1 protein-coding gene is annotated in these 267 nt (G+C 12.7%); it reads left to right on the forward strand.

The window, feature by feature from the left end; genetic code table 11:
- Positions 1 to 35: 35 nt before the first annotated feature.
- Positions 36 to 267 (forward strand): hypothetical protein (locus ACR6JA_RS23090; protein ID WP_494599842.1); only part of this gene is annotated, 232 nt, incomplete at its 3' end.

A 267-nucleotide genomic window follows, 5' to 3' on the forward strand; every position in this document is an offset into this window, starting at 1 on the left:
CACCGAAAAAAAAAAAAAAATAAAAAAAACAAAATTTGCACCGCACTAAAAACAGAAACAATATTGATTTTAAACAAAAAAAAAAAAATTTTAAAAAACTTTTAAACAAAAAAAAAAAAAAAATAAAAAACCACAACCCCCAAAAAAAAAACAAAAAAAAAAAAAACAAACATATAAATTTTTATAAAAAAAAAAAAAAAAAGAAAAAAAAAAAAAAAAAAAAAAAAAAAACAAAAACCAAAAAAAAAAAATTAAAAATAAAAAAAA

The organism is Cedecea sp. B1(4), assembly GCF_059414925.1.